This is a genomic window from Terrabacter sp. P5_B1 (genome assembly GCF_056400505.1).
This window is the reverse complement of the sequence record NZ_JBFULD010000618.1, coordinates 1-682: the sequence shown is the minus strand read 5'-3', so window position 1 is coordinate 682 and position 682 is coordinate 1. Positions and strand designations below refer to the sequence as shown.

Here is a 682-nt window from a genome sequence, read left to right as displayed (position 1 = left end):
CCCGCACACCGCGGCCGGGGCCTGGCGGGCGCGGTGACCCTGGCCGCCCTGCACCGGCTCGCCGAGGTCGGCGGCACGGCGGCGCAGGTGAGCCCCCGCGGGGACGAGGGCTATCCCGGACCGCAGCGGCTCTACCGCTCGATGGGCTTCCGGCCACGGGCCCGCACGGTCACGTGGAGCCGGTCCCTGACCTGAGAGCGAGCCCGATCCCGGTGGGGGTTCCGGCATCGCGGCCGAGCCGGGCTCAGGCGACAAGGCTCAGGCGACAAGGCGCAGGCGAAAAGGCTCAGGCGACAGGGGTCCGCTCGAGGCGGGACGCCACGATGGTCGCCGACCCGACGACGCGCGTGCCGTCGTAGAGCACGACCGACTGCCCGGGAGCCACGCCCCGGATCCGACCGTCGAGTCGCACCTCGACACGGTCGCCGTCGGCCCAGGCCGTGGCGGCATGCTCCTCACCGTGCGCACGCACCTGGGCGCCCACGTGGACCACGCCCTCAGGCGCGGGACCACACCACCGGGCGTGCTGGCCGGTGATGGCGTTGACGCCGAGCAGGTCGGCGGCACCGACGACGACCTGGTTGGTCTCGGGCCGTACCTCGACGACGTAGCGCGGCTCTCCGTCCGGGGCCGGTCGCGAGAGCCCGAGCCCGCGTCGCTGTCCGACGGTGTAGGCGAAGGC

Annotated in this window: 2 protein-coding genes; one reads left to right on the top strand and one right to left on the bottom strand. The window is 75.4% G+C overall.

What is annotated here, in order from left to right; translation table 11 throughout:
• The coding region (locus tag AC1DP0_RS22445; RefSeq protein ID WP_478088867.1) for a GNAT family N-acetyltransferase at positions 1–195 on the top strand (195 nt) is incomplete at its 5' end.
• Positions 196–286: 91 nt separating this feature from the next.
• Here AC1DP0_RS22445 and AC1DP0_RS22440 read toward each other — a convergent pair.
• The coding region (locus AC1DP0_RS22440; RefSeq protein ID WP_478088865.1) for an aminomethyltransferase beta-barrel domain-containing protein at positions 287–682 on the bottom strand (396 nt) is incomplete at its 5' end.